Consider the following 301-nt stretch of genomic DNA (forward strand, 5'->3'; position numbering starts at 1 on the left):
CCTAAGATCAAGATCAAAAGCAAGAGCACAGCGGCCTACCGGCCGGCTTGAGTGTGGTGAAGCAAAAGCAACAGCCAAATCAAAAGCTAGAGCGGGCACGGTCAAATGTGGGAGCTGGCTTGCCTGCGATAGCATCGACTGGGTGTACCTGATCCACCGAGGTGTCTGCATCGCAGGCAAGCCAGCTCCCACAGAAGAGCAGAGCCACCCCGTAGCAGTTGTCGAGCGCCAGCGAGGCTGCGTGCTTTTGATCTTGATCTGCTTTTGATTTTGATCTGCGGGCCCCGTCAACCACGATGGC

At 56.5% G+C, this 301-nt stretch carries 1 pseudogene; it reads right to left on the reverse strand.

Annotated features, from left to right (window positions below):
* Positions 1 to 79: 79 nt before the first annotated feature.
* Positions 80 to 301: pseudogene (locus tag ACW9I6_RS32445) on the reverse strand (hypothetical protein); the annotation flags it as partial.

Source organism: Pseudomonas sp. SDO5522_S412, assembly GCF_054071215.1.